Here is a 26989-nt window from a genome sequence, read left to right on the forward strand (position 1 = left end):
GTTACTCCTTGCCGTTGTGTTTGACGCGTTCGATCTGCTTTTTCGCTTCCTCGTAGACGCGTTCCGGCGTAAAGCCGAATTTGGCCTGAAGCGCCTTCAACGGTGCGGACGCACCGAACGTATGCATGGCGAGCACGGTGCCGAGCCGGCCGACATAGCGGTCCCAGCCGAGCGTGCCGGCCTGTTCGACCGCAACGCGAGCATTCACCGCATTCGGCAACACCGATTCCTTGTAGGCTTCGTCCTGTTTCTCGAAGAGGTCCCACGAAGGCATCGATACGACGCGCGCCGCGATGCCTTCGGCCTTCAGCTTCTCGTAGACGCCCACGCACAGCGCGACTTCGCTGCCGGTGGCAAGCAACAGCACTTCGGGCGTCTTGCCGCCTTCGGTGTCGGCAAGCACGTAAGCGCCGCGCCGCACGCCTTCAGCCGACGCGTATTTCTTGCGATCGAAGGTCGGCAGCGGCTGACGCGTCAGCACGATGCACGACGGCTCCTTGTGATACGACAGCGCGACGCGCCATGCTTCGCCGACTTCGTTGGCATCGGCGGGACGCAGCGTGGTGAGGCCCGGCACGCCGCGCAACGAAGCGAGTTGCTCGATCGGCTGGTGCGTCGGTCCGTCCTCGCCCACGCCAATGGAATCGTGCGTGAACACGTAGACCACCGGCAGTTCCATGATCGCGGAGAGGCGGATCGGCGGCTTCATGTAGTCGCTGAAAATCAGGAACGTCGACGCATACGGCCGCATGTTGGACAGCGCGAGTCCATTGGCAACCGAGCCCATGCCGTGCTCGCGAATGCCGAAGTGCAGATTGCGGCCGTCGTAGCTCGTTGCCTCGAAACTGCCCGCGCCGTCGAACTTCAGATTGGTTTTCGTCGATGGCGACAAGTCCGCCGCGCCGCCGATCAGCCAGGGAATGGACTGCGCGATGGCGTTCAGCACCTTGCCCGACGACTCGCGCGTGGCGATTCCCTTTTCGTCCGGCTCGAAGGTCGGAATGCTCTTTTCCCAGCCTTCCGGCAGCTTCGCTTCGAGCATCAGCGTGAGTTGCTTCGCGAGATCCGGATAGTCCTTGCCGTAGGAATCGAACTGCTTCTTCCAGGCTTCGTGCGCCGCCTTGCCGCGCGCGCCCATGCCGTCGGCGAAATGTTGCACTACGCCGTCGGGCACGAGGAACTGCGCGTCTTCCGGCCAGCCGTACGCGCGCTTCGCCGCCTTGATCTCATCGGCGCCGAGCGGTTCGCCGTGCGCGGCCGCCGTGTCCTGCTTGTTGGGGGCGCCCCAGCCGATGATGCTCTTCACCACGATCAGGGTCGGCTTGTCGGTGGTCGACTTCGCCTTGTTGATGGCCGCTTCGAGCGCGGCGGCGTCGTTGGCGTCGTCGACGTGCAGCGTGTTCCAGTTGTAGCCGTGAAAGCGCGCTTCGACGTCGTCGCTATACGCGAGGTCGGTGTGTCCTTCGATCGTGATGCGGTTGCTGTCGTAGATCCAGATGAGGTTCGACAGCTTCAGGTGCCCCGCGATCGATGCCGCTTCGTGCGAGATTCCTTCCATCATGTCGCCGTCGCCGCAAAGCGCGTAGACACGGTAATCGAATAGCGGCGAATCGCTTTTGTTGAAGTGCGCTTCTTTCCAGCGCGCGGCCATCGCCATGCCGACGCTGTTGCCGAGACCCTGACCGAGCGGTCCGGTCGTGGTTTCGACACCGGTCGTCATGCGGTATTCCGGGTGGCCCGGCGTCTTGCTGTCGAGCTGACGAAAATTCTTGATATCGTCGATCGAGATGGCCGGCTTGCCGGTTGGCTTGCCGAACTCGTCGACTTCCTTCACGCCGGACAGATGCAGCAGCGAATAGAGCAGCATCGACGCGTGCCCGACCGACAGCACGAAGCGGTCGCGATTCGGCCAGAGCGGCGCGTCGGGATCGTAGCGAAGATGGTTTTGCCACAGATGGAACGCGACTGGCGCGAGCGCCATCGGCGTGCCGGGGTGACCCGAATTGGCTTTTTGCACGGCGTCCATCGACAGCGTGCGGATGGTATTGATCGTGAGCGTGTCAAGATCGGCGGAAGACTTCGGCGTTGCTTGAGACATGAGCGACGACTCCTTTGCTAAGGGCGCGCTGTGGCTGAGGGCGCCGCAGCGGGCAACCAGGACCATCGAGCAAGTGTAGTGCCTTACAGCCGGCACTGCATCGCAAGTGACACGTGGGGCGCGCCGTCGCCCTTATCTGGCGGTGATTCCGGGGCGCGGACAAGCGGCGGCGTTACGGCAGGATACGGACGCAATGCATCCTTGAAGCTTTGCAAAAGTAAGGCGAGGGCTAAGTAAGCGAAGCGCGCATCGCCGATATTGCGTGCGCGCGAACGGTCAATCGTGACACATCCGCGCGCAGGACATCAGGTTTCGCGCCAAGGCCTTGTTCGCAAACGGTTTAAGGCGCGGCAAAGGCGTGACCGGAAGGACGGTTCAAGGCGCCGGGTTCGGCTGACGTTCATGAAGCGCTTCGATCTCGGCGATGATTTCGTCGGAAAGTTCGACGTTCACGCTGTCGATGTTTTCCTTCAGCTGTGCCATCGACGTCGCACCGATCAGCGTGCTCGTCGTGAACGGACGGCTGTTGACGAACGCCAGCGACAACTGCGCGGGCGTCAAACCGTGGCGCTTCGCCAGTTCGACATAGGAAGTGACGGCAGCGATTGCCTGCGGCTTGCTGTAACGCTGAAAGCGCTCGAATAGCGTGATGCGCGCGCCGGCCGGGCGCGCACCGCCTTCGTATTTGCCCGAGAGCCAGCCGAAGGCCATCGGCGAATAAGCAAGCAGGCCCACGCCTTCCTTGTGCGTGAATTCGGAGAGCCCGAGTTCGTACACTCGGTTCACGAGACTGTACGGATTCTGAATGCTGACGACGCGCGGCAAGCCCGCCTTTTCCGACGCGCGCAAGAATTGCGCGACGCCCCACGGCGTTTCGTTGGACAGCCCGATATGACGAATCTTGCCGGCCTTGACGAGTTCGCCGAGCGCGGCGAGCGTTTCCTCGATCGGCACCGTGTATTCATCGTCGATATACGGATAGTTCGGGCGGCCGAAGGTCATCGTGCTGCGGTCGGGCCAATGCAGCTGATACAAATCGATGTAATCCGTTTGCAGGCGCGCGAGGCTGCTGTCGACGGCTTCGACGATATTCTTGCGGTCGAACTGGTTGCCCGCGCCGCGGATGTGCCGCGGATTGTGCGGCTGGCGCGCGGGCCCGGCGATCTTGGTGCCAAGCACGATATCGGCGCGCTTGCCGCCGTTCCTCGCGAGCCACGTACCGATGTACTCCTCGGTGCGGCCTTGCGTTTCAGGGCGCGGCGGGACCGGATACATCTCGGCGGCATCGATCAGATTCCCGCCTTGAGCGAGCGCGTAGTCGATCTGTTCATGCGCCTCGCTCTCGGTGTTCTGCTCGCCCCAGGTCATGGTGCCAAGCCCGATCAGACTCACGTCGACACCCGAATCTCCCAGCTTCCGATACTTCATTGCGTTCCCTCTTGTTGCCATTGTGTTGGCGTTGCGTTGGCGTCCTGTCGGCCTTTCGTCGGCGATGCAGTCGAACGGCGGGCCGCAACCGCAAAAATTACCATAGCCGTGCGAGATCTGCTGTCGTGGCTAAAATAGCGGGCCGCGTCACGGCTTTGCAGCGCATCCGAACCTACCCATTTTGCACAAGGAAGTCTCAGCCGATGCCCTCTCCCGCTGCTCCAACTGACAACGAACGCGCGCAGCGAGGCTCATCGCTCATCATTACGCTGGTCGCGGCCACGTTTTTCATGGAGAACCTCGACGGCACGATCATCGCGACCGCGCTGCCGCAGATGGCGCATTCGTTCAACGTGCATCCGGCCGAGATGAGTCTCGGCATCACCGCGTATCTGCTGACGCTCGCGGTGTTCATCCCGATTTCCGGCTGGGCCGCCGACCGCTTCGGTTTGCGCACGGTGTTCGGCAGCGCGATCGCCGTTTTCACGGCCGCTTCCGTGCTGTGCGCGACGACTTCGACCCTGCCCGCGTTCGCGGCGGCGCGCGTCTTGCAGGGCATCGGCGGCGCGATGATGGTGCCGGTCGGGCGCCTGGCCGTGCTGCGCGCCACGCCGAAGAACGACCTCATGCGCGCCATCGCCATCATCACCTGGCCGGGGCTCGTCGCGCCGGTGATCGGACCGCCGCTCGGCGGCTTCATCACCACGTATTCGTCGTGGCGCTGGATCTTCTATCTCAATGTGCCGCTCGGCATCATCGGTTTCTTGCTCACGTTGCGCTTCATCGACAACGTGCGCGCGGATGCGAAGCGCCGCTTCGACCTCGTCGGCTTCGCGCTGTGCGGAATCGCCTGCACGACGCTGCTCTATGCGATGGAGCTGATCGGCCGCAACGAGACGTCGTGGCGCTACGCCGGCGTGCTCGTGATCGTCGGCGTGGTGGCGAGCGTCGCGTCGTGGTGGCATTTGCGGCGCGCGGCGCATCCGGTCGTCGATCTGTCGGCGCTCAAGGTAAGGACCTTTGCCGTGGCGATGGGCGGCGGGTCGCTGTTTCGCATCGCCATCAGCGCGGCGCCGTTTTTACTACCGCTGATGTTTCAGGTCGGCTTCGGGCTGAACGCCTTCGAATCCGGCCTGCTCACGCTCGCAGTGTTCGCGGGCAATCTTTCGATGAAGCTCATCACCACGCCCGTAATGCGGCGCTTCGGCTTCCGGCCGGTGCTGATCGTCAACGGCGTGATCGCCGCGCTTTCGCTTGCCGTGATGAGCTTGCTCACGGCATCGACGCCGACGTTCGTGATCGTCGCCGTGCTGTTCGCGAGCGGCTTGTCGCGCTCCTTGCAGTTCACGGCGCTCAATACGCTGAGTTTCGCGGATGTGCCGAAATCGCAGATGAGCGCGGCATCGGCGTTATCGAGCACGCTCTTTCAGATGACGATGGGCGTGGGCGTCGCGGTCGGCGCCATTGCCCTGCGCTTTGCCGAATGGCTGCATGGGCACGACGCGCAGTCCATCGCGACGGAAGATTTCAGCGTGGCATTTTTGATCGTCGGGCTGGTGGGATTGATCGGCGTGGTGGATCTGTTCAGCCTCAAGCGCGATGCGGGAGCGCTCGTGTCGGGGCATAAGGGGAAGGTTTGACGGATTCGTCCTGTGTTGGGTTTCGGAGCGACGCCGTCGAGATCAAGGCCGCGTTTTTTGCGGTGATCTCCTGAGCGACCTTTGCCTGGCCTCAAGTTTCGCTCTGACGCGCCGTAATCCGCGTTATGAACACGCACAGTCTCGACTCCATCGCCGCCCTCAGCGAAGCCGTAGCCGTCATCCGTCACGCGCGCGGGCTGAAGAATCCGAACGACCTGCCCACCGGCACGCCTGAATGGAAAGCCGCGAGCGATGCCTTCGCCGACGACTTCGTTCGCGCGCTCGACGGCGAACCGAGCGTGCGCGCCTGGTGGTGTTTCTGATCTTCCGATCGTCGATGCAAGCCGGCGCGTTGGACGCTGTTTCCCGCGCGAATCCGGCAATTCCTACGAGCCTCTTTTCCGAAATTCCGGTTTCCCGAGTCAAGTCTTCCTAAATCGCTCAACGTTTGCGCCTGGCTATCAAGACCACCGGCCCCTACGCCGAAAACTTGCATATCACCATGATCCTTTCGGGAGCCGCCTGTGAAGTGGGCCGTTTCTTTTCTATCTATCGTCGTTGTCAGTTCCTTGACCGGCTGCGCGCCGCTGCCGGCCGCCAATCCGGTCGCGCAGACCGATAAGCCGCCGGTCGCCACGGGCATTATCAGTTTCGAGATTCCCGCCGATGCACTCGGCGCCCGCGATGCGCAACTCAGCGCAATTCTCACCAAAGCCGGCTCGCTCGCAGCCGCGCAGAAGCAGCCGACCACCATTCTCGTCACCGCGCTCGCGCCGGATTTGCCTTATATCAATCAGGCGATCTGGAAAGGCGTGCCGGCGAAACGCACCGTCCGGCTGAGCCTCGAGAACCGCACCGCCGGCGCGCGCGAGCCGTACAGCGTGTCGATCAAACCAACGCAAGGAGGCTGACATCATGCGACGCACTCTCTTGGTCATCGGCGGCTTGCTGGTTTTTTCGACCGCATCCGCTGGTCCGCTCGATGTCAGCGCGCCCGGCGTGCAAACCTTGGCCGCGCTCATGCCCGGCTCGCCGCGTGTGTATCCGCCGCTGCCGACGCTCGCCATGCTGCCGCCTTCGACCGGCGACGACGAACTTCCCGCCAAGCCATCCGCGAAAAAGAGCAGAAAGGCGCGCCCGGTCGCGGATTGCCGATGCGACGGTCCCGAACCGCGTCTCGTGGTATCAGGCGAATCGCGCAGTTATATGAAAGACATCGAACAGCGGCTGGACGCCGCGTTGATCCGCTGAACGCCAGATGGGCGGACAACAAACGCCTATCGACCGCTTCGTATAAGACCAACACGGGAGCCACGATTCATGTTTCCACCAGCGATAGCCGCCACGCGGCTTGCCCTCGCCGCCTGCGCGGCGCTCGGATTGTCGCTTGCATCCGGCGCGGTGCACGCCGATGACTGTTTCGAACTGGCGGGCGCGTATCAGGGCGTCAATCCGCTCGTGCTGCGCGCGGTTGCCTGGCGCGAGTCGAAAGGCGACGCCAGCGCGATCAACCGCAACGCCAACGGTTCCATCGATGTCGGCCAGTTGCAGATCAATTCGATTCATTTTCCCGACCTGGCGCGCCAGGGCATTCCGCACCGCGCGCTCGCCGATCCGTGCGTGAACGTGTTCGTCGCGGCGTGGCTGCTCAAGCAAAAGATGGTCAAGTACGGCAACACGTGGCGCGCGATTGGCGCTTATCACTCGGAATCGCCGAAACATCGCGATGCCTATGCACGAAGCATCCAGAGCATTCTCGTGAGCTGGGGCGAATTGCAGCCGGCGATGCCCTAAGCTTCGGCATCGACGATTCAGCGCCTTCGCGCCTTCGCGCCTTAGCGCCTTAGCGTTTGAGCCAGTCGAGCCAGCCAAGCGCGATCGCCGCGTTGACGATCACACCGGCGGTGGCCGCGATTGCCGCGATCATCGTCCAGAAGGCCGAACGGCGCGATGCCTGCGCGGATTCGCGGGCGAGTTGCGCGGCGTCGTTGGCCGAATTGACGGATGCGAACATCGCGCGAAACTGCTCGTCCTGATGCGCGACCTCCTTGCCGTGCAACCACGCGCGTTTGGATGCGGCTTCGGGGTCGCTCGTGGCGGCTTCGTCGAGATCGGCGCGGACGGACGCTTCGCCCGCGGCGTCGTAGCGGCGAAAGCGTGCTTCGCGGGTGCTGCCGTGGTCTTCTTCCGGTGGATGGCTCATGTGACGCTGATTTTGATTGTGGCTTCGAGAACAGTCGATTCTGCCAGCAGTCCGAGGCGCGTCGTGTCCCGGTTCGCAGGCAGCAGACACGACCGCGCAACCACGCGCGGCCGTCGATCCCCGCACCGGCTTCAAAGCTGACTCATCCCGCCATCGATCACTAGTTCAGAGCCCACGATGAACCCCGCCTCCGCCGACGCCAGCAGCAGCACCGTCGCCGCCACTCCGCTCGACTTGCCGAAGCGCCCGAGCGGAATCTGGCTTTGCAGTTGCGCGGCGGCTTCATCGGCGAGGCCGAGCTTGTCGTGCAAAGGCGTCGCGATGGGACCGGGGCTCACCACGTTCACACGCACGCCGCGCGGCAGCAATTCCGCCGAGAGCGTCTTCGCAAGCGAGATGAGCGCTGCCTTGCTCGCGGCATAGATCGACGAAGCGGGCATGCCGATATGCGCGTTGATTGAACCGTTCAGCACGATGGATGCGCCTTCGTTCAGTAGCGGCACGAGCGCCTGAATCTGAAAATACGGACCCTTCACGTTGATCGCGAAGGTTTCGTCCCACGCTTTCTCGTCGATGTCGACGAACGGAGCGAACGTGGCGACGCCCGCATTGACGAACACAGCGTCGAGCCGGATGTGCGCGTCGCCGAGATGCCGCGCGAGTTCCTGCGCGGCGGCGATGGTGCCCGTGACGTTGCGTATGGCGACGGCGTTAGCGCCGAGCGTCTCGCGCGCCTTGGCGAGAGAGACTTCGTCGCGACCCGTGATGACGACGCGCGCGCCTTCCGCGGCGAATGCCTGCGCCGCCGCCAGACCAATGCCGCTGTTGCCGCCCGTAACCAGAACTGTCTTGCCTTCGAAGCGATTCATGACGTTCTCCTTTGAACGTTGATCAGTGTGAAAGCAGTATGGCGGGCTTTGCGAGCAATGCCGTGCGGGTAAATCGAGGAAAATGTGCGGAATTGTCGAACGAGTTTAGCGGCGCACGGCTGCGAACCGTGCGTATTGCCAATCCTAGCCTCAGCGATCGTTGCTCATGCCTTTTAGCTGATCGTTGCCGGCGTCGCGCGCGGCATCGGCGGTAGCAAAGTTCTCTTCCGATACGAGCGCGCGTCTCACTTCGCGCGCTTCGAAATCGACTAGCACGAGTACCCAGACGAATCCGCCCGCTTGCTCGGCCGTCTGCACGAACGCGCGGACGTTGCCTTCTTTTGACGATGTCATCCTGACCTCCTCCTTGGTGGAACCACGACACGCGCGGTGACGACGAACGTCGCTTAGGCTTCGAAATCCAGACCGCCAAGCAGTACGGAAGTCTCGGCCTGCGAGCGCGTGACCATATCGACATCGCGTGCGCCTTGCCAGGCCGCGAACTTGATGTCGAGTGCGTCCAGATAGCGCATAAAGCGCGCCTCCCCGTGAGGATGCATGAGACGCTCGATCTCCTCGTCGTCCCACGTGAGAAAGATGTTGAGCGGCAACGGATAACCGCGCGCGCGCTCGTCGTTCGCATGCGGTGGGGTTTGAGCGCTGAGGTGCAATTTGGCAGGCTGGTGCGGATATTCGCCGGGAACGATATCGACGCGCACGCCGTGAAGCAGCGCCGCCACTCGCTCGGCGATACGCGGCATGAATTCGCTTTCGAAGCGAAGCGCCTGCTCCCGGTTCAACGCCCTTCTCCGTGTGCTTTCAATGCGTGCGGCGCGCCGTCAGACTGGCGGCAAATCCTCGAGGGATTTCTCGATCTGCCCGTCCTGCACGCGCGCTTCGATGCCGATATGGCCGTTCGCGTAGGGCAGCGAGCTGACTTTCGGACCGAGAAAAGTGCGACCGCCGAGGGTAAAGAGCGTGCGGACCTCCTTGCCGCTCTTGATGGCGTCCACGACCTCCTGCACTTCCACGATGGTGGTGGGCGCGGCCCAGTCGTTGGTCGCGGAATCGAAGCTGCCCCAGCGCACGTTGGTCACGCGATCGTTGACCCAGCGCACGCCGTCTATCGCCAAGGTAGTCATGGCTGCCTCCGTTGCCGTGTTCGGAATGGTGGTTTGATGATGCTAGCACGGGGGAGGTGTGGGGGTTGGCTGGTTCGAGTGTCTGTCGAAACGTGCCTTTCGACAAAGCGCTTCGCCGCACTGCGGTAAAATCACACCTTCGCCTTAAACCGATGCAGACCGCGCCACGGTCAGTCGCTCCACATGTCCGCCGTTCAAAAAATCAACCCCCGCCGCGTGTCCGTCGCTCCGATGATGGACTGGACCGACAGGCATTGCCGCTCGTTGCATCGGCTCGTGTCGCGGCACGCTTACCTCTACACAGAGATGGTGACCACGGGCGCCCTGCTTTACGGCGATGTCGCGCGTCACCTTGCGTTCACGCCCGCCGAAGCGCCGGTTGCGTTGCAGCTCGGAGGCAGCGAGCCGGCCGATCTGGCAAAGAGCGCGAAGCTCGGCGAGCAGTGGGGCTATGACGAAATCAATCTGAATTGCGGCTGCCCGTCCGAGCGCGTGCAGCGCGGCGCGTTCGGTGCATGTCTGATGAAAGAGCCGCAACTGGTGGCGGAGGGCGTGAAAGCCATGCGCGATGCCGTATCGATTCCCGTGACGGTCAAGCACCGTATCGGCGTCGATTCCGTCGAGGACTACGCGTTCGTGCGCGATTTTGTCGGCACCGTCGCCGATGCGGGTTGCGAAGTGTTCATCGTCCATGCGCGCAACGCTATCCTGAAAGGCCTGAGCCCGAAGGAGAACCGCGAGATTCCGCCGCTTAAATACGAATATGCGTATCAACTGAAGCGGGATTTTCCGCATCTGGAGATTTCGATCAACGGCGGCATCAAGACGCTCGACGAGGTCGAGGAACATCTGAAACACGTCGATGGCGTCATGTTGGGCCGTGAGGCTTATCACAACCCGTATGTGCTCGCGGGCGTCGATACACGCTTTTATGGCGCGACGACGGCGATTCCTTCACGCGAGGAAATCGAAGCCGGACTCATTGGCTATGCACGCAACGAACATGCGCGCGGCACATATCTCGGCGCGGTGACACGTCACGCGCTTGGGCTGTATCGCGGCACTGCCGGTGCGCGTGGATGGCGGCGCGTGCTTTCCGATAGCCGGCGGCTGGCAACTGGCGATCTCGCGATTTTCGACGAAGCGCGTGCTCATTTGCGCGAAGGTGCGGAAGCTATCGAATCTTGAGGCCGTCTCGCGAACGAAGATGCGTGAAAGGGCTAGGCAAGCGCAATTTTAGTTCGTATAATCTCGCTTCTTGATTGCTGAGCAACTTTCAGCAAGATGGACTCAGGTAGTTCAGTGGTGGCTGTAGCTCAGTTGGTAGAGTCCAGGATTGTGATTCCTGTCGTCGTGGGTTCGAGTCCCATCAGCCACCCCACGGAATTAAAGCAAAAAGCCCGGTCAATTGACCGGGCTTTTTGCTTTTCCGAAAGAGGAAATCTTCCGCGAATTTTCAGCCGACGCGCCTGTCTCATCAAAGACCGCGGCGCTCCAGTCGCGGCTTCGATCTTGGAGACTCGACATGAAAAAAACGACCCTCGCGCTTCTCCTCATCTGCTCGGCCGTAGTGGCGCAAGCCCAAACCGCGCGCCCCGACGATAACGCCTCGATGGTCAAGCCGCCGAGCGCACCCGGCTCGCCTTCCGCCGAGACCACGCGCCCGAACAATCCCGACAACATGCCGGTGAAGCGCCCCAACCCGCCGCCCAACAGCGACCGCATGCTGCATCACAGTCCGGCGAGCGACGCCATCGCAAAGTAAGCGCGTCCGCGTCATATCTGCTTAGGCATCGCTTCGACACCGGCTCGCGCGCCCCTATAATGGCGCGTCACGACAACCAACGAGAGCCGCGGTTCGCCGCAAGCGGTCCTGCCAATGCATAAAGTCATTCTGCCGTTCGTTTCTGGTTTTCTTGCCGCACTCTTCTTTCGGGAATCGACGCTCGCGCTGCTGCATGCAGCAGGTCTCATCGATCAAGCCGGCTTTTCCATCACCCCTTTTCTGCCGCTCGGCATTCCAACTTTCATCGCGAATGCGTTATGGAGCGCGGTGTTCGGCGTGCTGCTCTCGTGGCTCTTGCGCGTCGCGCCGGAGAACCGCGCGCCGTGGATTGGCTCGCTCGTATTCGGCGGGATCGTGCTAACTGCGGTCGGCGCATTCGTGATCGATCCCGCGCGCGGCATCTGGCCAAGCGGCAACATGCTGCCGCGACTCGCGCCCAACTTCATCGCCAACGCAATCTGGGGCTGGGGCGCGCTCGTCTTCATGCGCGCTTTCTCGGCCGGCAACGAGTCGCGTTGATCGCGCGTTCTCGCTAAGAACGCTCAGTCCTTGAGCAAACGCAGCGGATGCGTCGCCGGCGTCCAGGCACTCTCGAACATACGTTCGACATCCTTGACGCCCACCTCCTCCGCCCGCGCGATCTTCCAGCTCGGCTGATTGTCCTTGTCGACGATACGCGCGCGAATGCCCTCGATCACATCGCCGCGTTCGAACGTCGTGCGCGTGAGATCGAGGTCGCGGCGCAAGGTCTCGGCCATCGATGAATACCGCGCGCGATCCACCTGCTGCAGCGAGACATCCACCGACAAAGGCGAACGTTCGCGCAGTTCCGCCGCCACGCGCTCGGACCACTCGCGCGCGGCGCCATCCGTCTCACGCGCGAGCGATGCGAGAATCGCCGCGCCATTGCCCGTGGCGAAATGCTTGTCGATGAGCGTGCGTCCCTCGGCAAGCGCGCTGCGGTCGAGCGTCGGGCTCACCTTGTATTTGGTCGTCTCGTTTTCGACAAAGCGAACAATCGCCACGCCATCGAGAAAGCGCTGATGCCGTAGCGATTCGATCAAGCCCGGCAACGCGCCATCGTCGAGATAAGCGTCGGCCATGCGCGCATAGAGCGCGTCGGCCGCGCCCATGCTCGCGCCCGTCGCGGCCAGATAACGCCCGATCGCGCCAGGCGCGCGCGCGAGAAACCAGCTCACGCCGACATCGGGAAAGAGTCCAATACGCGTCTCGGGCATCGCCATCTTGGTCGACTGCGTGACGATTCGCAGCCCGCCCGTATGATGCGCGCCTTGCGAGATACCCATGCCGCCGCCCATCACGACGCCGTTCATCACCGCGATATACGGCTTCGGGAAGGTGAAGATCGCGTGGTTGAGCTTGTACTCGTCGGTGAAAAACGCGTCGATCGAATCGCGGTCGCCCGCCTGCGCCGACTCGTAGAGAAAGCGGATATCGCCGCCCGCGCAAAACGCCCGCACGTGCGGGCTATACACCACGACGGTGCGGATTGCCTGGTCGTGACGCCAGGCGCGCAAGGCCTCGCTGATCGCGCGCAACATGGGCGCGGACAGCGCATTCAGAGCCTTCGGGCGATCGAGTGCAATGAAGCCGATGCCGTTGGCGGAGTCGATACGGATATCTTCGGTGGTCATCGTGTTGGAGTGTCGGGTCGGTTCGTTCTGTCAGTCAGTTTGGCAGGCCAGATGCCAGCCAGTACTCAACCTGCGGTCAACCTGTTGTTCACTACGCGAGCCACGCGTCGAGCGATAACTCGAGTATCTCGTCCGCAGCCATTGCCCGCGATACGCCGCACAGCGCCAGCGCGACGATGCCATGCAAAGTCGCCCGCAAGGCCTGAGCGCAATCGGCCGGCAGTGTCTCCGGCGGCAGGCGCTTAAGCCGCCCTGCGGCGCGTAGTTCGACGAAGGCATCGGTCATCGACGAAAGCGCAGCCATGCCGTCATCGGTGCCATGGGTTCCATCGCCGCGGCGGTCCGCGTCCATGAACATCAGCCGATACGTCTCGGGCTCGGCCAGGCCAAATTCGACATAGACGCGCGCCATTGCTCTAAGACGCGCGGCCGGATCGGCAATGCTCGCTTGCGGCGCAAATGCCGCGCGCAATGTCGCATGTCCTTCCACGCACAAAGCGTGCGCGATGTCCGCGCGGCTCCGAAAATGCAAGTACAAAGCGGCAGGCGAATAGTCGATTGCCTGCGCGAGCCGGCGCATCGAAAGTGCTGCAAAGCCTTCACGCTTCACGATAGCTCGCGATACGTCGAGTATGCGCCCGCGCAAGGCATCCCGCTGCTCTTGCCGCAGCTCACGCGCCTTGCCCGGTGGTGTCGATATGTGTCGCGGCAGATCCATGCGGGATATTGTCGACATCGCCTGTCGGCTAGTCAAACCCGAATTTGCATGACGCGAATGGTCACCGCGGAAGCGGCGCGGCTAGCCAGCAAAACGATCAGACGATCATCTTGCCGCTGTCGCTATCGCGAGGCGCGGCTCGATAAAGCGGCTCGTCGGATTCGCCCAGCAGCACGGAGGCGAAGACGATGCATAGACCCAGAAAAACGACACCGACGGCTGCCCAGATGAGCCATAGTGCGTTCGACTCGATAAGCGAGTGGAAAAAGGAGAGAAACATGACGACCCCGCGCGACTTTTTATAATGGTTGCTCGTTGTGGCTTGCACGATGAAGCGCAGATTCAGAGCAAATGTCGTGCCGCACGAATCGCCATGCGTGCGGCCTGTAGCGAGATAGTACCCGCAAAGCGGAGATGCGCAGTCGAATTGACGGAACGCTAGCGTGCGCCGCTTTCAGGCGAGCACGCGTCCCGGCGGAAAATGACCGCTCTTGAGAAGCACGGGCATGCCATTCGTGACTTCCAGATGCTCGCGCGCCACGGCTTCGATGCGCGCACGGCCTGCATCGAAAGCGCTGATCCAGCCGCGGCTGTCGTAAGTCTCGGCGCCGAAATGATCCTCCAGCGCTTCCACCGATATGGCGCACGGTACGCGTCGTCCGTCGACGAGCGCGGCGAATTCGATGGTGAGGTTGGAGTCGCAATAACCGGGCGCGTCCGGAAGGAAACGGATGTCCATGATGTTCTCGTGGCTCAGGCGCGGTTGCTGTCCGAAGAAACCGGCCCCGGAGTGTTACAGCACCGACGCAAAGTCGTTCAGGCATTCCCTGCAGGATTGGTTTCGAGCAAAGGACCGAGGCGCTTATGGTAACTGCGTCGATGCGGCGCGGTCCAGCGGCGCGCAGTGTAAAGCGTCAGGCTGCGAGCACGTCCTCGTTCACATCGACGACGAGCAGCGAGCTCGCCAGCGGATCGGCGTAATTGAAATCGAGCAGGCGGCTCATGTCGCGCACCCGCTCGCATACGCGCTCACGCGCCTCCTCCGACAGATGCGGATAGTCGCGCAGTACCTGCGGCTCGAACCGATAATGCACACCCCAGGCGATGTTGCCCGGATGATTCGCCACCCCGCTCGTGCGCCAGCTTACGAACAACGCGGGCGTGGCTTCGAGGCCGATCTCCGCGATGTCCGCGCCGCTCGGAAAGAGGTCGATCAGGCAGTTGGCGATGTCATAAAGCACCGCGTGCCGGAGATGAACGGGGCGCATCACGTCATCGGTTTCAACAAGCGGTCGATATACTCGCGCCCCGCCTGTTCGACGTGCGCAAGCGCGGCATCCTCGGTGGCGAAGCGCCGTTCCGGGCCGAGATCGACGAGCGCCTCGAAGCGATGCACATCGTCCGGACCACCACGCGCCAGGCTCACTGAGCCGACATAGATCGGCTTGAGCGCCTGCCCGGCGTTGTCTTCGTTGCGATCGCCATCGTGCGCCTGCACGAGCCGGGCGGACGCGCTGATGTAATACCCTCGGTAAGGACCGGTCACTCTTTCGGCCATCGTGTTGACCTCCTTTTTATGTTGGCGACGAATCACACGTTATGCGGCAATTACAACCGGCGTTTGCTATCTATCAGGCGCGCGATCCGGAAAATAGTTCACGCGAAACTGTCTTTACCGCTTAACGCCGTTCGTTCGATGATTCGCAAGCCTCGCGCCCGGTTCGAGCCATCGTGCTTTTTCACGGCGCGTGTAGCGTATGGGACAATGCGTATCCCAAAAAGCCGCCGACAAAAAGTACCGCGGCGAAGTCATTGCAATCACGAGGAAAAGATGAAGGAATTCGATCGGCGCTCACGCCGGCTCATCGCGCGCGCGGCGGCGCCTGGCATCGCCTTGATCGCGGTTTTTGCCATCGCCGGAACGAGCGGGTGTGCTTCGTCCAACGATGCATCGCTCATCAATCTTCCCGATGGCCAGACGGGCTACGCAGTGAACTGCAGCGGCGCCGATGCCGGATCGAGCTGGGCGAGCTGCTATGTGCTCGCGGGCAAGGCATGCGGCGCGACGGGTTACGACATCGTGTCGAAGGACAACGAGGAAGGCGGTCCGAGCGGCGGCGGCTTGAGCAACGTCGTGACGGCAAAGGTCAAGAATCGCTCGATGATCGTACGCTGCAAGTAGCGGTGCCGCGCCGCGTCAATGCGCGCTCATCTTCGAAAACACGTTCAGCACGATGACGCCCGCGACGATCAGCCCCATGCCCAACATGGCGGGAATATCGGGCGTTTGCTTGAAGAAGAACGTGGCGACGAGCGTAATCAACACGATGCCCGCGCCCGACCACACGGCATAGACGAGGCCGACCGGCAAGGTCCGCAAGGTCAGCGACAGCAGATAAAACGACAACCCATAGCCGATCACGACGATGGTCGCGGGTAACGCGCGCGTGAAGCCATCGGAGGCGCGTAGCGCGGAGGTCGCGACGACTTCCGCGACGATCGCAATCGCAAGCAACACATAAGCGGTGGAACGCATCGGCTGGTTCGGTCTCCGTTGAGTCTTTGGAATGCGTGACGACGCTCAGACGCGGCCGAGCGACAATGCGGCGAAGTCATGGCCGAGCACCGCGCATAGCGCTTCGACCACCATCTGATGATCTTCGCGCTGAGGCAGCCCCGACACCGTCACGGAGCCGATCACGCCGACATTCGCGACGCGCAGCGGAAAGCCGCCGCCGTGCGCCGAGTAATCGGCGGCATTGAGGCCGTACTTGTCGGCGAGCGTGGTGCCCGCCTGTTGCAGCGAGAGACCGAGCCCGTACGAACTGCGGCGAAAGTGTTCGACAGTCTTCGCCTTGCGTTCTGCCCAGCGCGCGTTGTCGGGCGTGGCGCCATCGAGCGAAGCGAAGAACATGCGCTGACCGAACGTGCGCACATCGATGACCACGACCGCGCCGCGCGCCATCGCCATCTCGCGCAGTTGCGTGCCGGTTTGCCAGGCTTCATCGGCATGAAACTGCGGGAACACAAGCGCGCGTTCCTGATGCGCGATGATCTGCAGATCGTGAGGAATATCCATGATGGCGTGCGTCCTTTGAAAAGGTTCGATGTGCGTTAGCGCTGACGAGCTTTAGGGGATTTTGACACGAGGGATACGCAGGCGTTGCGCCGCGTCTAGTCATGAAGTGGAGGTATTGCGACTTGCCTTACTTCCAGTACTGCGCCCATACATGTATGCAACTGCGTGCTGGAAAAGCAAAAGCCCGGCTTTAACCGGGCTTTTGCTTGAATGCTTGGTTGCGGGGGTAGGATTTGAACCTACGACCTTCGGGTTATGAGCCCGACGAGCTGCCAGACTGCTCCACCCCGCGTCCGTCGAAGAAAAGATTATAAGTCATCACTTACTCAAGCGCAATGGTCTTCATGCGTTCTTTTACGTAAGCTCATCTCACGCGGGCAGCAAAGCTTCATTGGTTTAGTCGAAAGGCCATCGCGGGACGCATGGCATAATCGATCGGTCATCGAGCATTGAAAAAAGATTCGGGCACGGCATGCATTACTTGCGTCGCGGCATGATCAGAAAGCTAAGCGGGTTCGCTGCGCTATGCGCGATCCTGCTGCTTTCGTTCGCGCCGCTCGTATCGCAAACGCTGGATGGCAAGCGCGTCGAAGCGCTCTTCTCGTCCATATGCGCGTCGAGCTCGAATGGCATCGCGCATACGGTCGATATCGCATCGCACGCGAACCATGACGCTTTTTCGCATCTGCAAGCGTGCGGATATTGCGACCTGCTTGCGCATGCGCCTACGCCGCCATCGATGCCGCATGGCTTAACGGCATCGACTTTGGCCGACGACACTTTCGTCGCCAAGCAAAACAGCACCGCGCCGCATCGCATGCCGCCTGGCGTGGCGCTGCCTCGCGCGCCGCCTGTTCTCGCCTAATACGCGTCCCCCTCTTCCGACATGCCATACCTCGCGTTTGCGCGCTTCGCGCGGCAAGCGTGAAAATTTCAAGGATGCATCATGAGTACCCTTCCCGCCTTGCGCGGCGCGCTGGCTTGCGCATTCTTCGCATCGGCGTCGTTTGCGTTCGCGCACGCGCTGCCGAAGCTGCAACAGCCTGGGCCCGGCGCGACCGTCAACGCGCCGCACGAAGTATCGATCGACTTCGGCGAAGCGCTCGAACCGACCTTCAGCAAACTGACCGTGACCAATGGTCAGGGCAAGCAGGTCAACACCGAAAAGTCCGTCGTCGATACGAAAGACAAAAAGCACATGAGCGTCGCACTTCACGACTTGCAGCCAGGCGTCTACAAAGTGCAATGGACAGCTGTCGCCGCCGATGGTCATCGCACGCAGGGCAACTATAACTTCACGGTCAAGTGAGAAAGCAATGAAGAAAATCGCTGTATTGTTCGGCGCGCTGACGTGCGCATCTTTCGCGACGCTGTCTCATGCCGCGCCGCTCGAAGCGCGCGATTGCTGGGTTCGCGCAATGCCGCCGAACCTGCCTTCGTCGGGCTACTTCACGCTGGCCAACAATGGCGACAAAGCCGTCACGCTCACGGGCGTCGATACCCCCGCGTTCGGCATGGCGATGATGCACAAGTCGGATACCAAAAGCGGCACCGCGACGATGGCCCCCGTCGATTCCGTCGAGGTCCCCGCGCATGGCACGCTACAGTTCGCACCGAAGGGTTATCACGTGATGCTCGAACAGCCGGGCAAGCCACTCAAGATCGGCTCGACGATTCCGCTCACGTTCAGCTTCGCGGACAAGAGCACGCTCGATGTGAGTTGCGCGGTGAAGTCCGCGGCGACGGTCGGTAACTGAAGCACCGTCACCAATAGAAAACGCGCCGGGTTCGTTTGTAACCACGGCGCGTTTTTTTATCCTGCCTTACCCATCACGGCTTATTGAACATATCCATGATCTGCTTGCGCTCATCGGTGGTGACTTGCGGCGCGGGCGGCGCCTGCATGCCCGCCGGGCCGACGCCGCCGGTAGTGTTGGTATCGCCCGCTGTCGGATTGACGTTGTCCATGCCGATGCTCGCAACGAAGCCCGCACCCGGCGTTCGATCCGCATAGAACAGTTCGCCGTCCACGGTGGTCACGCCGTCGGGCCGCTGCATCTGTTCCTGCGGGATGCCGCGCAACGCGCGTCCCATGAAGTCGACCCAGATCGGCAACGCAAGCTGCGCGCCGAACTCGCGGCTGCCCAGCGTCTTCGGCTGGTCGTAGCCCATCCACGCCACCGCGACGAGCTGATGCTGATAGCCCGCGAACCAGCCGTCCTTGGCGTCGTTGGTCGTACCCGTCTTGCCTTGCAGGTCGCTGCGCTTGAGCACGTTGGTGCCCGAACCCGTGCCCGCCGTCGCCACCGTATGCAACAGGCTATTCATGACGTAAGCGTTGCGCGGTTCGAGCGTCTGCGGCGCGTTCTTGCTGGCCGTGAGCGGATCGGCGCGCGAAATGACGCTGCCGCGCGCATCGGCGACTTCGCCGATCAGATACGGGTTGATGCGATAGCCGCCATTCGCGAACACCGAGTACGCGCCGCTCAACTGCAACGGCGTGACGAGTCCCGCGCCCAGCGCGAGCGGCAGATACGGCGGCGTCTTGTCCTTGTCGAAGCCGAACTTCTGCGTGACGAAGTCCTGCGCGTAGCTCGTGCCGATATACGACAGGATACGAATCGACACCAGGTTCTTCGACTTCTGCAAGCCGGTGCGCATGGACATCGGGCCGTCGGGTTGATCGTCGTCCTTCGGTTCCCAGGCGTCGCCACCGGGCGATGCGGGCGGAAAGTACAGCGGCGCGTCGTTGATGATGGTCGCCGGTCCCAAGCCCTTGTCGAGCGCGGCCGAATAGATGAACGGCTTGAAGCTCGAGCCCGGCTGACGCCACGCTTGCGTCACGTGGTTGAACTTGTTCTTGTTGAAGTCGAAGCCGCCGACGAGCGCGCGGATCGCGCCGTCCTGCGGCACCATCGAAACGAGCGCGCCTTCCACTTGCGGCAATTGCGTGATCTGCCACGTGTCCTTCGCGTCCTTCGCCAGCCGGATGATCGAACCCGGCTTGATGGCAAGCGCCTTCGATGCATTGTTGCGCAGCGCGGCCGCGACGAAACGCAGGCCCTCGCCGGAAATGGTGGCCGTATCGCCGCCGACGAATTGCGCGACCACTTGCTTCGCGTTCGCCACGGTCACCACGGCAGCGACGAGTTCGCCGTTGTCCGGATGATCGACGAGCGCATCCTCGATGGCTTCGGCGCGATCGTCCGCGTTGCCCGGCAGAGCGATGCTGCCTTCCGGCCCGCGATAACCGTGACGCCGCTCGTAATCCATGATGCCCTTGCGCACGGCGCGATAGGCCGCGTCCTGATCGGCGGAATCGATGGTCGTCGTGACCGTCAGGCCGCGCGTGTACGCTTCTTCCTTGTACTGCGCGTACATCATCTGCCGCACCATTTCCGCGACGTACTCCGCATGCACACCGTATTCGGTGCCACCCGACTTCGTGCGAAGTTCTTCGGCAACCGCCTGATCGTATTGCTCGCGCGAGATGAAATGCAGATCGAACATGCGCTTCAGAATGTACTGCTGACGCACCTTCGCGCGCTTCGGATTGACGACCGGGTTATATGCCGACGGCGCCTTCGGCAAACCGGCGAGCATGGCGGCTTCGGCAAGCGTGATGTCCTTCAGGTCCTTGCCGAAATACACGCGCGCCGCGGCGGAAAAACCATAGGCGCGTTCGCCGAGATAGATCTGATTCATATACAACTCGAGAATCTGGTCTTTCGTCAACGCGCGCTCGATTTTGTAGGCGAGCAGCATCTCGTAGATCTTGCGCGTATAAGTTTTTTCGCTCGACAGAAAGAAGTTGCGCGCGACCTGCATGGTGATCGTACTTGCGCCTTGCGACGCGCCGCCGTGCGTGATGTCGCTCACGCCAGCACGCAGAATGCCGATGAAATCGACGCCACCGTGATCGTAGAAGCGGTAATCTTCAATGGCGAGCACCGCCTTCTTCATCTGGTCGGGAATGTCCTGAAAACGCACGAGGCTGCGGCGCTCTTCGCCGAATTCGCCGATCAGCACGTGATCCGACGTGTAGACCCTAAGCGGCACTTTCGGGCGATAGTCGATCAGCGCATCGAGCGAAGGCAGGTTCGGCTCCATCACGACGAGCGCATAGCCGACGATCAGCCCGCCCACCACCACGCCGATAGCCGCGAGCCCCGCGAACCACAGCGCGACGCGCGCGAGCGGCGAGCGTCGGGAATCGCGCCCGTCGCGGCCATTCTTTCCATTGCGGCCGCCATTGCCGCCATTGCCGCCATTGCCGCCATCGCGTCCGTTGCCGCCGTTGCGTCCATTGCCGCCGCCGGCGTCGTTGGATGAGTCGTTCCAGCGAGGTTCGCGATTCAGTCGCGATGAATTCGTAGAGTCGGGTCGTTTGATGATAGGCATGACTGGGATCGTTCCGCGCGCTTCGAAGCGCGCGCTCTGTGGCGCCTTGGGTATGTCAGCGCCTGAGCACTTTCAGAAAGACGGGACCAAGCGAATGGGCAGGCCGGCTTCGACCGTATGGGACGGGTAACCGTGAATAACAGCGCATTTTAAAGAATTCGCAGGCGACGCTACAAAACCCGTCGCGATTTTTTGTAAGTAAATGCCGATGTGGCGCCCGAAACCCGGTCTTCGGCGGAAACGATCGGGGTTGCACCGGGGTTATCCACCGAAAGTGTTGAGAGCCTTGTGGACAACCGTATGAGAAAATAGCCAAGTGGTTGATCGCAGAGCAGTTTTGCGAAATGCCCGAGGATCGTCGCCATGCGGTCGCGGCCGCACGCGCGAGCCCGCGAAACCGATATGATTGGTTTTAAGCCGCTCAGGTTCTAAGAGTGGCGCCAGAAGTTGCGGTAAAGAAGTCGTGCCGTTTGATGATAGGGAACGCGGTTCAAGCGCCCAACTTGTGCCAACGCGCTTACGCGCTTACAACCGCCCTACTGTTTGCGAGCTGCTCATGACGACCAAGCCTACCGAACGCATCGTTGTTTTCGTGACCCCGGCGCAGAAACTCGCCATCAGCAACACGGCGGATCAGCTCGGCATCAGCGTGAGCGAGCTGATGCGGCGTGCAGTGCTCAACTTCAACGCGACGAGCGAGCAGATCAAGGCAGCGGGTATCGTAGATCGCCTGCGCGCGCCCAAGGCGCCCGATCCACTGACCGTGGCCTTACGCAGCGTCGCCGCCAAGGCCGCGGCCCGCGAGGCACGGGAAGCAGCGGCAAGCGCCACCAAGCGCGCGGCCGCGAAGCCTGCGCACCTTCCTGTGCCCGACGAATCCGCAAGTCCCGACGAACCTCTGGACGACGATGCCTCTCTAACCGACGATGGCCGCGCGGACAACTGAAGCACGCGCTGTATTCCGCTTCGTTCGTTTGCACGACGTTACACTCCTTCACCTTGCTTAAGCCCCGATTAAGGCGCGGCATGCTCTAATAAGCGGGGTAAACCCGGTCGTCATCGGCTGGTCAACGACGCTTGCAATCCTGCGCCATGCGCCTCACATTCTAGCCGCGCGGGCTTGCATGCCGCGGTCTTCATCAAGGAGAAATACATGTCGCTTCTGGATTCCATCACGCGCACGGTCAAAGGTCTGCTCAACGACGCAGCCGACACCATGCAGGACCCATCGCGCGATGCGCGGCAGATCGTGCGCGAGCTCGACGACAGCATCGCCAAGGCTGAGAACTCGCTGATCGAAATCGAGGCGCAGGTCGCCACGCAGCAGAGCAAGCGCGACGTCGCGGCCGAGAAAGCGAAGAAGTACGAAGACGGCGCGAAGCGCGCGCTGCAAACCGGCGATGAAAGCCTCGCGCGCGAAGCTCTCGCCGCGCAAGCCAACGCCGAGACGGAACGCGATGCGCTCGCCGGCGAATTGCAGACACTCGTGCCTTCGGTGGAGCATTTGAAGCAGCAGATCAACGACATGCGTCAACGTCGCAACGACTTGAACGCGCGCTCGAACATTCTGCAGGCCAAGCAGCAGATCGCCACCGCGAAAGACACGGCCGCGACCGCGCTGGGCGGCATCGGCGGAAAGAATCTGTCCGAAGACTTCCAGAAGCTCGAAGACAAGGTGCAGTTGGCCAACGCGCGCTCGGACGCGCGTCTGAATTCGGCGGATCAGAAGTCGGGCAAGGCGCTCGATGACAAACTCGCGGCGCTCAATCGCGGTCCGTCCGTGGAAGACCGTCTCGAAGCGCTGAAGAAGCAGTTGAATACGCCGGCGCAGTAATATTTTCGTCAGTGCGCGGCGCGGCCCTGGCGGCTCGCGCGCGCGCCGGACGAATCAGCGGGAATCGCGCTTGCATGCAAGCATTCGCTTTCCCCGATTGCAGCTCAGAAAGGAGACGGGTGCTTATCGCGCCCGGCCTGCAACATGAAAAAGACTCTGTCGGCTCTTGCGCTCTCGCTATCCCTGGCCCTTTGCCTGTCGGTTGCGTCTCCGCTCGCCTTCGCCGTGCCAACCGCGCAGCAAGTCGAGCAGTCGATGACGCAAGGCAACTGGCAAAAGGCCGATTCGCAGTTGAGCGAAGTGCTCGACGCGCATCCGAAGAATGCTCATGCGCATTATCTCTATGCGCAGGTGCTCGATCGCGAAGGCCGCTATAGCGACGCGCTTTCGCATCTTCAACAGGCGCAGTCCATCGATCCCGCGCTTGGCTTCACGACGCCCGCGCGCTTCAACGAAACGCAGGCGCGCATTCAGGCCGATGCGAATCGCGCCAGCATCAGCCCAAACGCCGGTAACGAGACGCGCAGTTCGACCGGCGCGGTCGCGACCAATCCGTTCAATCAGGGCGCACCGGTCGCGCCGCAGAAACATGGACCGTCGATCGGCATGTGGATCGGCTTGATCGTGCTGATCGGTGCGATTGCGCTCGTGCTGCGCTGGGGAATGAAGCGCGCCCGCGTCCGTGACGATGGCCGCGCCGACGACGACCGTCGCACGCAACTCAAGCGCGCGACCGAACTGCTGAACGAAGTGCGTTCGCTCAAGCTCGACGTCCGGCTTTCCACGACGCCTGGGCATGAGGCGTTGCTGAAGGAAGTGGAAGGCGCCGAGACGCAATTGCGTGAGATGGTCGAGGCGTTGTCGGATGCCAAAAACCCCGTGCCGCCGTATGCGATTCAGGATTTGGAAAATCAGGTGGCGAGTTTGAAGGCGCGCGCCGAAGGCCGCCCGGACCCGAACGCTGCCCAGCCCGCGGCGCAGGGGCAGTCGGCGTATGCGCAAGAAGCGGAGCGCTTCGGGCGCGGGCAGCAGCAGCCTTACGGGCCGCAGGGGCCTTATCCTCAACAGGGTCCGTATCCGCAGCAAGGGCAACAGCCACCGGTCGTCATTCAGCAAGGCGGCGGTGGATTCGGCGGCGGCATGGGCGGTTTGTTGACGGGCGTGCTACTTGGCGAAGCGCTGTCGAACGGACGAGAACGCGTAATCGAGCGTGACGTGCCAGTGGAACGTCGCAACGACAACGGCGGCGGCCTGGACTTCGGCAATGGTGGCGGCGGCGGCGGCGGTCTCGACCTCGGCAACGGCTCGAACGATTGGAGCGATGGCGGTGGCGGCGTAGACCTCGGCAGCACGGATGATAGCTGGCGCGATACGTGATTCGCGCGGTTTGAAACTGGCGTTATGAGCCCCGCTTCGTGCGGGGTTTTTTTTGGGGGCGCTCGCTTGGCTTTTCGGCCGTAACGTTCAGCATGTGGAGCGTGCGCTAAAGCTCGATATTTCGAGCATTAGCAGCTATGGAGACCGACCCAGTCCGGCACATCGACGTGTGTTGCTGCCATAAGCCCGCGCAAAAGCTCAATACATCAGGGACGCGAAAGGCTCACCCCCCGCCACCCAAAAACCGCAACAACGCCCACAAGAACTTGAAGAACCCAACCACGAATTCCCAAATGCGTTCGAGCTGATCCCAGGTTGCAACGCGCATCAACGCTTGCAGCATCATGCGCCAGGCGCCGCGCGAAGTCTTTCATGCAACCGCACAGGGAAAAAGAAGCGAAATGGCATGGTTAAAAAAAGAGGCGGCTCGCCGCCGCCTCGTCGTCATCGAGGGAACTGCATGATAACCGCTTGCGTCCGGTCACTACGCAAGGGTCATCTCATTCCTCACGCGGCCGGCTTGTCTTCCGGCGCATCGGGCGGCACGTCATCCGTCAGCGCTTCTTCCAGTCGCTTGAAGATTCGCCGCGTCGCGCCGCGCGCATGCAAGGCCAACAGCAGCAGCGAACGCCCCGTCACCTGATACACGTTCCCCGAGTCGAAATCTTCCAGTTCCTCGCGAATCGGCGCGTTCGTATCGATGAGGCAACTCCACTGATCCGAGCCCGGGATATCAGGCAGCTTGAAATCCACGACATCGTGATATGAATTGACGATCAACAGCAACGTCGCATCGGATGCCGGCTTGCGAATGCCCGTCGCCTGCGCGCGACCGTCGAGCACCATGCCGAAGCAGCGCATGTTCGGGTCGCCCCATTGCTCGTCCGACAGTTCCTGGCCGTCCGGACTAAGCCACTTAACGTCCGCGACTTCGAGATCCTGGCGATACTCGCCCGTCAGGAACCGCTGACGCCGCAGCACGGGCAGCGTATGACGTAACGTCGTCAATTTGCGGACGAACTCGGTCAGGGCGCGACCTTCGTCGTCGATATCCCAGTTCACCCAGCTGATATCGTCGTCCTGACAATACGCGTTGTTGTTACCCTCTTGCGTGCGGCCGAATTCGTCGCCGGCCAGGATCATCGGCGTGCCTTGCGAGAACAGGAGCGTCGCTAGCAGATTGCGCTTCTGGCGCTCGCGCAGTGCGCGAATCTCGGGATCGTCGGTCGGACCTTCCACGCCGCAGTTCCACGACTTGTTGTCCGAATGGCCGTCCTTGTTGTCTTCGCCGTTCGCGTCGTTATGCTTGTCGTTGTAGGAGACGAGATCGTTGAGCGTAAAGCCGTCGTGCGCCGTGATGAAGTTCACGCTCGCCCACGGACGGCGTCCGCGCTTGTTGAACTTGTCGCCCGACGCGGTCATGCGCGTGGCGAGTTCTGGCGCTTCGCCTTCGTCGCCCTTCCAGAAACCGCGCACGGTATCGCGATAACGGTCGTTCCATTCCGCCCAGCCCGGCGGGAAACCGCCGACCTGATAGCCGCCCGGACCGCAATCCCACGGCTCCGCGATCAGCTTCACGGTCGCGAGGATAGGGTCCTGACGGCAACTGTCGAGGAACCCGCCGCCTTCGTCGAATCCATAGGTCTCGCGTCCGAGAATGGTGGCGAGGTCGAAGCGGAAGCCATCGACGTTCATTTCCGTCACCCAGTAACGCAGGCTGTCGGTGACCATCTGCAAGACGCGCGGATGCGAAAGATTGAGCGTGTTGCCCGTGCCCGTATCGTTGATGTAGTAGCGCGGCTCGTCCGGCATCAGCCGATAGTACGACGCGTTGTCGATACCCCGGAACGATAGCGTCGGCCCGCGTTCGTTGCCTTCGGCGGTGTGGTTGTAGACCACGTCGAGGATCACTTCGAGGCCGGCTTCGTGCAGGCGGTCGACCATCTCCTTGAACTCCGCGATCGCACCCGAACCGCGCGCAAAGAAGCGCGGATCGGCAGCGAAAAAGCCGATGGTGTTGTAGCCCCAGTAGTTCGTGAGTCCCTTGTCGAGCAGGTAGCTGTCGTTGACGAACGCCTGGATCGGCATCAGTTCGACGGACGTTACGCCCAGACTCTTGATGTAATCGACGATTTCCTTCTGGCCGAGCCCTTCGAACGTGCCGCGCATATGCTCGGGAATCGCCGGATGGCGTTTCGTGAAGCCGCGCACGTGGGTCTCGTAGAAGATCGTGTGTTCCCAAGGCACGCGGCCACGTGTCGGGTGCGTCCACGAGAACGTCTGATCGACGACCTGGCACTTCTGCATGAAGGGCGCGCTGTCGCGTTCGTCGAAGGTGAGATCGTCGCCTTCCGCGTTGAGCGTATAGCCGAACACGGCGGGGTCCCACTTTAGTTCGCCAACGTGCGCCTTGGCATACGGGTCGAGCAGCAACTTGTTCGGATTGAAGCGATGTCCCGCTTCGGGCTCGTACGGTCCGTGCACGCGATAACCATAGACCGCGCCGGGCGCCAGGTCGTTGATGTAGACATGCCAGACTTCGTCGGTATATTCGGGTAATTCGATGCGATGCGTCTCCTGCTCGCCCTTTTCGTCGAAGAGGCACAGCTCGACTTTGGTGGCGTGGGCGGAAAACAGCGCGAAGTTGACGCCTTTTCCGTCCCAGGTCGCGCCGAGCGGAAAGGGAGAGCCCTCGGCAATGCGGAGTTCGTTCGGCATGAGATGATGAGTTCGAATAGAGTGACGCGTAAAGCGTCGGG

The 26989-nt window shown here is 62.0% G+C and carries 32 protein-coding genes and 2 tRNA genes; 16 read left to right on the top strand and 18 right to left on the bottom strand.

Features of this window, described 5'->3' with window-relative positions; translation table 11 throughout:
• Position 1 precedes the first annotated feature (1 nt).
• Both tkt and NCR40_RS06810 read right to left on the bottom strand, forming a co-directional pair.
• Complete coding sequence (gene tkt, locus NCR40_RS06805; protein WP_250509049.1) at positions 2-2098, bottom strand: transketolase; 2097 nt, start codon at positions 2096-2098, stop codon at positions 2-4.
• A gap of 375 nt (positions 2099-2473) precedes the next feature.
• Positions 2474-3526 carry an NADP(H)-dependent aldo-keto reductase gene (locus NCR40_RS06810; RefSeq protein WP_250509050.1) on the bottom strand — a complete coding sequence of 351 codons (1053 nt, stop codon included), beginning with the start codon at positions 3524-3526 and terminating at the stop codon, positions 2474-2476.
• A gap of 203 nt (positions 3527-3729) precedes the next feature.
• Between NCR40_RS06810 and NCR40_RS06815 the strand changes: the two genes are divergently transcribed.
• The 5 genes from NCR40_RS06815 to NCR40_RS06835 all read left to right on the top strand — a co-directional run bounded on the left by NCR40_RS06815 (position 3730) and on the right by NCR40_RS06835 (position 6960).
• On the top strand, positions 3730-5166 hold the full coding sequence (locus tag NCR40_RS06815; protein WP_250509051.1) for a DHA2 family efflux MFS transporter permease subunit: 1437 nt from the start codon (positions 3730-3732) through the stop codon (positions 5164-5166).
• A 125-nt stretch (positions 5167-5291) separates the two neighbouring features.
• Positions 5292-5489, top strand: coding sequence for a hypothetical protein (locus tag NCR40_RS06820; protein ID WP_244825252.1), 198 nt, complete (start codon positions 5292-5294; stop codon positions 5487-5489).
• A gap of 201 nt (positions 5490-5690) precedes the next feature.
• The gene (locus NCR40_RS06825) at positions 5691-6077 is read left to right on the top strand and encodes a hypothetical protein (RefSeq protein ID WP_250509052.1); all 387 of its coding nucleotides are present in this window, start codon (positions 5691-5693) and stop codon (positions 6075-6077) included.
• A 4-nt stretch (positions 6078-6081) separates the two neighbouring features.
• Positions 6082-6417, top strand: a complete 336-nt coding sequence (locus NCR40_RS06830; protein WP_250509053.1) for a hypothetical protein — start codon at positions 6082-6084, stop codon at positions 6415-6417.
• A 69-nt stretch (positions 6418-6486) separates the two neighbouring features.
• The gene (locus NCR40_RS06835; RefSeq protein ID WP_244825258.1) at positions 6487-6960 is read left to right on the top strand and encodes a lytic transglycosylase domain-containing protein; all 474 of its coding nucleotides are present in this window, start codon (positions 6487-6489) and stop codon (positions 6958-6960) included.
• A gap of 49 nt (positions 6961-7009) precedes the next feature.
• Here NCR40_RS06835 and NCR40_RS06840 read toward each other — a convergent pair whose 3' ends face one another.
• The 5 genes from NCR40_RS06840 to NCR40_RS06860 form a co-directional block, all read right to left on the bottom strand.
• Positions 7010-7369 (bottom strand): hypothetical protein, encoded by a 360-nt coding sequence (locus NCR40_RS06840; protein WP_244825260.1) that lies wholly within the window; start codon positions 7367-7369, stop codon positions 7010-7012.
• A gap of 131 nt (positions 7370-7500) precedes the next feature.
• The gene (locus NCR40_RS06845; protein WP_250509054.1) at positions 7501-8238 is read right to left on the bottom strand and encodes an SDR family oxidoreductase; all 738 of its coding nucleotides are present in this window, start codon (positions 8236-8238) and stop codon (positions 7501-7503) included.
• Between the two features lie 150 nt (positions 8239-8388).
• Positions 8389-8592, bottom strand: coding sequence for a hypothetical protein (locus NCR40_RS06850; RefSeq protein WP_244825263.1), 204 nt, complete (start codon positions 8590-8592; stop codon positions 8389-8391).
• A 53-nt stretch (positions 8593-8645) separates the two neighbouring features.
• Positions 8646-9038, bottom strand: a complete 393-nt coding sequence (locus tag NCR40_RS06855; RefSeq protein ID WP_250464744.1) for a DUF5594 family protein — start codon at positions 9036-9038, stop codon at positions 8646-8648.
• 39 nt (positions 9039-9077) lie between these two features.
• A complete protein-coding gene (locus tag NCR40_RS06860; RefSeq protein ID WP_244825265.1) occupies positions 9078-9380 on the bottom strand; it encodes a hypothetical protein in 303 nt (100 codons plus the stop codon).
• 183 nt (positions 9381-9563) lie between these two features.
• On the opposite strand from NCR40_RS06860, the gene dusA reads away from it, so the two are divergent.
• From dusA to NCR40_RS06880, 4 genes are all read left to right on the top strand, one after another.
• The gene (gene dusA / locus NCR40_RS06865; RefSeq protein ID WP_250509055.1) at positions 9564-10568 is read left to right on the top strand and encodes a tRNA dihydrouridine(20/20a) synthase DusA; all 1005 of its coding nucleotides are present in this window, start codon (positions 9564-9566) and stop codon (positions 10566-10568) included.
• A gap of 117 nt (positions 10569-10685) precedes the next feature.
• Positions 10686-10761 (top strand) — tRNA-His (locus tag NCR40_RS06870).
• A 144-nt stretch (positions 10762-10905) separates the two neighbouring features.
• Positions 10906-11145, top strand: coding sequence for a hypothetical protein (locus tag NCR40_RS06875; RefSeq protein ID WP_244825267.1), 240 nt, complete (start codon positions 10906-10908; stop codon positions 11143-11145).
• A gap of 114 nt (positions 11146-11259) precedes the next feature.
• A complete protein-coding gene (locus NCR40_RS06880; protein WP_244825268.1) occupies positions 11260-11685 on the top strand; it encodes a hypothetical protein in 426 nt (141 codons plus the stop codon).
• A gap of 23 nt (positions 11686-11708) precedes the next feature.
• Here the strand turns inward: NCR40_RS06880 and NCR40_RS06885 are convergent, their stop codons facing one another.
• From NCR40_RS06885 to NCR40_RS06910, 6 genes are all read right to left on the bottom strand, one after another.
• The gene (locus tag NCR40_RS06885; RefSeq protein ID WP_250509056.1) at positions 11709-12821 is read right to left on the bottom strand and encodes an enoyl-CoA hydratase/isomerase family protein; all 1113 of its coding nucleotides are present in this window, start codon (positions 12819-12821) and stop codon (positions 11709-11711) included.
• A 91-nt stretch (positions 12822-12912) separates the two neighbouring features.
• Entirely contained in the window at positions 12913-13557 is a 645-nt protein-coding gene (locus NCR40_RS06890; protein WP_250509057.1) for a TetR/AcrR family transcriptional regulator, read from the bottom strand.
• Between the two features lie 79 nt (positions 13558-13636).
• Complete coding sequence (locus NCR40_RS06895) at positions 13637-13819, bottom strand: hypothetical protein (protein ID WP_244825271.1); 183 nt, start codon at positions 13817-13819, stop codon at positions 13637-13639.
• A 174-nt stretch (positions 13820-13993) separates the two neighbouring features.
• A complete protein-coding gene (locus tag NCR40_RS06900; RefSeq protein WP_244825272.1) occupies positions 13994-14278 on the bottom strand; it encodes a DUF1488 family protein in 285 nt (94 codons plus the stop codon).
• Positions 14279-14453: 175 nt separating this feature from the next.
• Positions 14454-14807 (bottom strand): hypothetical protein, encoded by a 354-nt coding sequence (locus NCR40_RS06905; protein WP_244825273.1) that lies wholly within the window; start codon positions 14805-14807, stop codon positions 14454-14456.
• Positions 14807-15097, bottom strand: coding sequence for a hypothetical protein (locus NCR40_RS06910; protein WP_244825274.1), 291 nt, complete (start codon positions 15095-15097; stop codon positions 14807-14809). Before NCR40_RS06910 ends, NCR40_RS06905 begins: the two co-directional genes overlap by 1 nt.
• 273 nt (positions 15098-15370) lie before the next feature.
• Here NCR40_RS06910 and NCR40_RS06915 point away from each other — a divergent pair, with 273 nt between their 5' ends.
• Positions 15371-15721, top strand: coding sequence for a hypothetical protein (locus NCR40_RS06915; RefSeq protein WP_250509058.1), 351 nt, complete (start codon positions 15371-15373; stop codon positions 15719-15721).
• A 15-nt stretch (positions 15722-15736) separates the two neighbouring features.
• On the opposite strand, the gene NCR40_RS06920 is transcribed toward NCR40_RS06915, so the two are convergent.
• The 3 genes from NCR40_RS06920 to NCR40_RS06930 form a co-directional block, all read right to left on the bottom strand.
• Positions 15737-16075: a DMT family transporter gene (locus NCR40_RS06920; protein WP_244825276.1), complete on the bottom strand. Its 339-nt coding sequence runs from the start codon at positions 16073-16075 to the stop codon at positions 15737-15739.
• A gap of 45 nt (positions 16076-16120) precedes the next feature.
• The gene (locus NCR40_RS06925) at positions 16121-16618 is read right to left on the bottom strand and encodes a heme-degrading domain-containing protein (protein WP_244825277.1); all 498 of its coding nucleotides are present in this window, start codon (positions 16616-16618) and stop codon (positions 16121-16123) included.
• Between the two features lie 215 nt (positions 16619-16833).
• A tRNA-Met gene (locus NCR40_RS06930) sits at positions 16834-16910 on the bottom strand.
• A gap of 201 nt (positions 16911-17111) precedes the next feature.
• Here NCR40_RS06930 and NCR40_RS06935 point away from each other — a divergent pair.
• The 3 genes from NCR40_RS06935 to NCR40_RS06945 all read left to right on the top strand — a co-directional run bounded on the left by NCR40_RS06935 (position 17112) and on the right by NCR40_RS06945 (position 18375).
• On the top strand, positions 17112-17483 hold the full coding sequence (locus NCR40_RS06935; RefSeq protein ID WP_250509059.1) for a DUF2946 domain-containing protein: 372 nt from the start codon (positions 17112-17114) through the stop codon (positions 17481-17483).
• 81 nt (positions 17484-17564) lie between these two features.
• Entirely contained in the window at positions 17565-17927 is a 363-nt protein-coding gene (gene copC / locus NCR40_RS06940; RefSeq protein WP_250509060.1) for a copper homeostasis periplasmic binding protein CopC, read from the top strand.
• 7 nt (positions 17928-17934) lie between these two features.
• Positions 17935-18375, top strand: a complete 441-nt coding sequence (locus NCR40_RS06945) for a copper chaperone PCu(A)C (RefSeq protein WP_250509061.1) — start codon at positions 17935-17937, stop codon at positions 18373-18375.
• A 73-nt stretch (positions 18376-18448) separates the two neighbouring features.
• On the opposite strand, the gene NCR40_RS06950 is transcribed toward NCR40_RS06945, so the two are convergent.
• Positions 18449-21019: a penicillin-binding protein 1A gene (locus NCR40_RS06950; protein ID WP_250509062.1), complete on the bottom strand. Its 2571-nt coding sequence runs from the start codon at positions 21017-21019 to the stop codon at positions 18449-18451.
• Between the two features lie 556 nt (positions 21020-21575).
• Between NCR40_RS06950 and NCR40_RS06955 the strand changes: the two genes are divergently transcribed.
• The 3 genes from NCR40_RS06955 to NCR40_RS06965 all read left to right on the top strand — a co-directional run bounded on the left by NCR40_RS06955 (position 21576) and on the right by NCR40_RS06965 (position 24230).
• The gene (locus NCR40_RS06955; RefSeq protein ID WP_250509063.1) at positions 21576-21965 is read left to right on the top strand and encodes a plasmid mobilization protein; all 390 of its coding nucleotides are present in this window, start codon (positions 21576-21578) and stop codon (positions 21963-21965) included.
• Positions 21966-22172: 207 nt separating this feature from the next.
• Positions 22173-22853, top strand: a complete 681-nt coding sequence (locus NCR40_RS06960; protein ID WP_244825282.1) for a PspA/IM30 family protein — start codon at positions 22173-22175, stop codon at positions 22851-22853.
• A 144-nt stretch (positions 22854-22997) separates the two neighbouring features.
• Complete coding sequence (locus tag NCR40_RS06965; RefSeq protein ID WP_250509064.1) at positions 22998-24230, top strand: tetratricopeptide repeat protein; 1233 nt, start codon at positions 22998-23000, stop codon at positions 24228-24230.
• Positions 24231-24737: 507 nt separating this feature from the next.
• On the opposite strand, the gene glgX is transcribed toward NCR40_RS06965, so the two are convergent.
• Entirely contained in the window at positions 24738-26948 is a 2211-nt protein-coding gene (gene glgX / locus NCR40_RS06970; RefSeq protein ID WP_250492328.1) for a glycogen debranching protein GlgX, read from the bottom strand.
• Between the last annotated feature and the right edge of the window lie 41 nt (positions 26949-26989).

The organism is Caballeronia sp. GACF4, assembly GCF_023631025.1.
Lineage (GTDB): Bacteria > Pseudomonadota > Gammaproteobacteria > Burkholderiales > Burkholderiaceae > Caballeronia.